The 6000-nt window shown below is 38.9% G+C and carries 1 protein-coding gene; it reads left to right on the forward strand.

The features are described from left to right. Window positions 1-544: 544 nt before the first annotated feature. Window positions 545-6000, forward strand: a 5456-nt coding sequence (locus ACE01N_RS19470; protein ID WP_380592561.1) for a LamG-like jellyroll fold domain-containing protein, incomplete at its 3' end; no start/stop codon positions are given.

A 6000-nucleotide genomic window follows, 5' to 3' on the forward strand; every position in this document is an offset into this window, starting at 1 on the left:
TGATTCTTTTTTATAAAACAGGATGTTGTACAACATAATTTGCTTGCATATTATTGCAGTCTGAAAATATGTTTTGTAATATAAAAATGTCAAATAATTTATATTGAAGGTATTTATTTTTAGATGTATTTTAAAGTTTGTTAACATTGTAAGTAGCAGTAAATCAATCGATAATGGCTTTAAATGCAGTGTTTAACTGTTAAAAGTGTTTTCAGCATAATATTTTAATAATATAAACTAAATATATCAGGGTTTTAATATAGGCATATAAATTTGGTTTTTTTTATGGAAACGTTTACATTTGAAAAGTTTTTCTCTGTGTAAAATGTGAAAATTACAGTGGAACTAACAGATTAAAACGGGGGTGTGTTATATAAAAATAATCTGATAATATATTTTAAAAGAGGAGGTTAGGCGTTTTGAGAAGAACTTTTGATCCTGTGATATTTGATTGAAAATAATTGTTACAGGCAATTTGAAAAAATCCCGAATTAATTTAACTAATATATTGATTAATCCAATTTCTAACTAAAATTTAGTGCATATGAAGAAAATCGACATCAAATTGTATGTTATGGCTTGTATGCTTCTCGTATCAAGCCTGAGCTTTGGTCAGATGAAATTTACTGATTATCCATCTGTTGGACAAACCCTGGTGCAGGATAATGCGACCGGTGTTTCAACATTTGATTTAACTTTCAATACTGACAAATCTTTAAGTTCAATAGTCTTAAATGCTGACAGCGCCGCTGTTGGAAAGGACTATTACGATATTAGTATTTCTAAATGTCGTAATTATAAAGGTTTTGGCGTAGACGTTTATGATGAAAACGGTGCGGCAATTGTAAATGACGATTTTAAATGTCGTCTTAGTCGTTTTGAAAACAGTCAGGAGAATCCAGTACATGTAGCTAGTATAGATTCACTGGTGTCCATTCTGGATGCTTTCGCGGTAAATGATGCGACTACATCTACTTCAAAGCAGAAGCCTGCGCATTGCCTTTTTGATATCAATAAGACAGCGTATGATTTCAGAGACGGAACAATTATCGCTGACGGTCAAAGTGCTGATGGGAAATTAGTGTTAAGTGGATCGTATAATCTCCACACTGGTTCTGCTCCCAATACTTACGGTGTAGATCTGAAGCTGGGTGCTCAAATAAGGATCCAAGTGGACGGTGATTGTACAGTTAGCTTTCTGGGATCACAGTATTCATCATTGTCTATGACTGCTGCTGTCGAAACCGGTGTTGGTACTATTACTCCGGATTCACTTTCGACAATAGTTGTTAATGATCTGCAGGATACGTATTCGTTTACCTATACAGGGGGACCTGCTACATTAGTGTTTACTACCGTTGCGGATGGTGACCAGGATTCCGATGTGTATTTGCCGTACGTGGAGGTTGTACCTGTAGGGTCAGATAATCAGGCTTTCGGAGCATGGCCAGGAAAATATAAAAAAGTTGATTACGGTTTTGCCGTTAAATTCGATGCTAATTCTGTAGATACGGATATCACCTTTACTATAGATACATATGATGAAGGAAATACAGGAATGACTGCTTCCTATGAATTGACAGTATATATTGGCGGTAAGGATGCTGCTAATCTTGTGGCAACAGTTCCGGATTTCTATGTTACAGGTAGCGGTGTTAAAAATGTATCATTGGCAGCTGACGCTGGCTTGAATGTATCAGACTTTTCAGATCAAAAAGTATATTGGTATCTAAAAACTGAAGGTACTGGAAGTGCTATTGCTGATGACTCATTTGATCCGGTAATAGTTTTCGATGACCTTCATATCGTTTATAATTCAGCGGCATGGATTAAACCTGCAGCCGGCATTCAGGCAAATGCTTTCATGCATGATGCATTAAGAGGCGATGCTGGTGTAGAAGATACATTTGTTGTTCAGATACAGACAAAGAACAGAATGGCTGCTTTGACCATTGTGAACGATCTTTATTTGAATGGTGATGGAGACGAACGTCCATATGTAATGCTGGCAACCGGGGCATTAAAAGCTAATGACGGAAGCGGTAATTATACCGTTGATGTTGCCTATACGCTTGAACCTTCGATCTTTGATTCCGGATCAGGCAAATGGAGTGATGCCAAAATTACCGTTGCTGCACCAGCATCGGGAGTTGTTGATGATGACATGATGTTCTACTTTAAAGCCACTCCTGCTGCAGGGGAAGCTCAAATTTCCAGATTTGAGATGGATAATGGTACGCGTATTTTTTATGATGTTTCGATTGCCGATCAATCTGCACCAATCAAAATGCACTCGTATACTTTTGATGATGGTTCTGCTGATGATATGATTGGTTCAGTGGATGGCGTACTCAATGGTGACAAAATTTCAATTGCAGATGGAATGTGTACCGTTTCCGGATCAACATCTTCTACGAGCGGTTATGTGTCATTTGATGGTGCAGCTTTGGCACTGAAGGATTACTATGCTGTAACTTTGGAAGCTAAAGTTAAGGCTGCCAGTGCTGCAAATGGTGGTTACACTATGATAAGTTATTTTGGATCAAATACTGCCGGACAAAATTGTTTCTGGATTCAGCCAACAAGGGGAGGTGCAACCCAATCCCGTGTTGAAGCAAATGATGCAGGAACAGCTGCGACGGCTTTAAAAGATGGTATTGAAATTGATGACGGAAATGTTCATCATGTTGTTGCAGTCTTAACAATGGATAGTGTAAAATATTATCTCGATGGAGAAAAATTGGCTGCTGTTGCAACCGGACGAAACATTGTTCCTGCCATAGGTACCGATTTCGCATGCCTGTTTAAAGGTGTATGGAATGATAATAATTATAACGGCTCCATAGATGAATTTAATATTTATGATGGTGAGTTAAGCGCTGAAGTAATTAAAGCAAATTCAGATGCATATAAAGATGCACTTGATGCAAGCCTTGCAGATCTTTCAAGTGATGTAGGAACATTGCTGCCAGTATTTAATACCGGTGTTACATCGTATGTATTATCTGTTCCACAAGGAACAACAACAGTTAATTTATCTGCTACACCAACAATTGCTGAAGCTACGGTAAATGGAGTTGGTGAAATTACTATTGAAGGAGACGTTGATACTACAGTAGTGTCTGTTACTTCTTCAAATGGAAATAATACGCTTGATTATACAATATATGTTATGGTTGATCAGGGTGAATGTTATACACCTTTATACAGTCATTTAGAAAATCTGTTCCCTGATCCTGAGTGTACAACTTCTGCTGCCTGGAATGGTTGGGGTAATAGAGATGTATATTATGGACCGGAAGCGTATTGTGGTGTTAGCTGTGCATTATTACAGGCACCAGGTGCCGGATGTGAAGCTGCTTTGGATGTTGCCAATTTCACTTTTAAGCCTAATACGAAGTACCGTTTGCACGTAATGATTAAGACTATTGGTGGAAGTATTGGTTTCCTTGCCAACGGTTCAGATCCAAACTTTGGTTTCTCAGTTGATACACACGGTGAATGGCAGTTGGTTGATACAACATTTACGACCGGACCAAATGCCGGAACTAACTTCTTTAGTTTTAACACTTGTGACTATGGATCCAACTGTACAGCATGTTACATTGATAACTATGAGTTCTATGAAGCACCGGTTATGGTCGCTTATGTAACAGAGGATAAAGAAATGGCTGCAACAGCAACACAACCGGATAATGATCCTATTATTCAGATGCTGAAAAATGATCCGAACTTAGGGGTTGATGTAATGACAGTTTCCGCTAGTGCAGTTATTGACCTCTCTCAATATGATGTGGTGATAGCTCAGGAACCATTTAGTTCCAGTGCTGCAATATGGAAGCCAGGTGGATCTTTGGGATTAGAGAATATTCCGGTTCCTTTTATTTATAATAAAATTTATGCTTTACGAAACGGTAAAGCTGTTACCATGAGTCCTGATGCAGTAGCTGTAGGTCCTGATAACAAGAATAATGAAAATGTGATCAATTATTACCTTGGAGTATCTTCAGAAAATCAAAGTAATCCATTATTCTCTGGTATCACATTCGATGGTGACTCAGTCAGGATGTTTGACAGAGGAGCTTATGATGATGGAGCTGCATTCCGCGATACCGGTGATGAATACTTCAAAGCAATGCAGTATTTAACTGGTTTAGCTATTACAGGCGAAGACGGACAACCAAATGATACAACCTTGCTGGCTGTTATGAAAGGAGCCAGTGGAGATGTTTCCGTTTGTGTTAACGATATCCCGGCAGGTACTGTTCTTGGTACAGAAGATACACTTCAGGCCCGTATGATTGCAATAAGCCAGAATTTTGGTGCAATCAGTTACGATATGGGTAACAATATGACAAATGCCAACCTCACAATGTGGAGAAATGCTGTTTATATGCTGGCAGGTCTTGATGTTCCAACTGAACCGGTTGATAATTCCATTGAAGTAGAACTTGATGTTGCCAGTGCCGTAATCAAGGGTGATGATGGCGATGCATATCAGTTTACGGTACCATCCGGAACTTCTGAAGTTGATCTAGGTGTGAATTTAATTAACGGTAAGGATGCTGTTATTCCTGCTATTAGCGGCTTGAGCGACGGACAGAATGCTGAATATGAGTTGAAAGTATTTGCACCGGTTGGAACAGACTCTATGATATATAAGATTTATGTACATGTTCAGTCTGAAAGTGAGATACTTTATTGTTCTGCATCAAACGGTGTGTATGCAACAGCTAAAGCCTACGATACTAATGTATATGATGCATTGGTTGAAGGTGGTTATTCTGTGACATTTGCCAAGAAAGGTTCTATTTTTGAATGGACGGCGGACGGTATCAATGCTTTCGATTATACACCTTATGCCGGAATGGTAATTAGTGGTGGTGAAAGTTCGTCTAATGTGAACGATTATGCCAAACGCAATTATCCGATACCTTGTGTTAGCATGCAGAATGACGGACCGAAGAACAACAAATGGGGATGGGTAAATGATAAGAAAGCTGAAGAGTTTGCGAAATTCAGTGATTTCACTGTTGAGACAGCTCAGATGAAGATTCTTGACAATACACATCCGATTACTGCAGGTTATACTGTAGATCAGCTTATTAAATGGTCTGCGGGCACACCTGATTCTTCCGACTGGCCAAAAGAAGTTAAGTCTTACAACCTGAGTGATAGTGTTCCTGGTGCTATACCTCTGGCAACTTTCAATGAGGCTACTCTTTATCCAACAATGTGGGCTGTTCCTATGGGATCTGATGTACGTTCTATGAATGGAGATTATGATACATACGAACATGTAACCACCACAAGCAATGTTGTGCTGTTGTATGCATTTAACGATGGATTATTGTACATGACAGACGACTTCAAACCATTGTTGCTGAATTCATTGGATTGGGTTATGAATTACACAACTCCGATTGTTATGGAAGGTGTATATTATACAATTACTCAAAAGAATTCAGGTCTTGTAATTGGTGCAGATACTGATCCTGTAACTCAACCGGCAGTTATGACCGCTTCTGGTTCTGATGATCAGGCATTCATGTTTGTTCCGGTTTCTGGTAAATTGAATACCTACTACCTTCAGAATAAAGAAGGTATGTACTTAAATAAGGAAGGTTCAAATAACTGGACAACAGTTCTTTCAGAAACAACAAACGGACTGCTTTCAGAATGGATATTGAATGGAACTGATCTGTCAAGTGTGACATTCCAGTTGGTTGATAATCTTGAAAACATCGGTGTAGCAAAAAGTTATCTTAGTACAGATGATGTAACCAGTGGTTCAAACCTCTATTGCGATAAACCAGTACAGGCTGTAGGAAGCAATGGTGAGTTTATGCTGGAACCTCTTTCTCAGGTTAAGAAAGTAGCCTACGTACAGAAGTCGGGTAAAACCGTAGTAGCCACAGCAGCCGATCCATACAATGATCCGATTGTGGAAATGCTGAATGCAGATGATAACTTTGAAGTAACCGTTATTCAGCTTGGAGC

Source organism: Quyinboa ferrireducens (assembly GCF_042436675.1).
GTDB lineage: Bacteria > Bacteroidota > Bacteroidia > Bacteroidales > UBA5342 > JBHJHP01.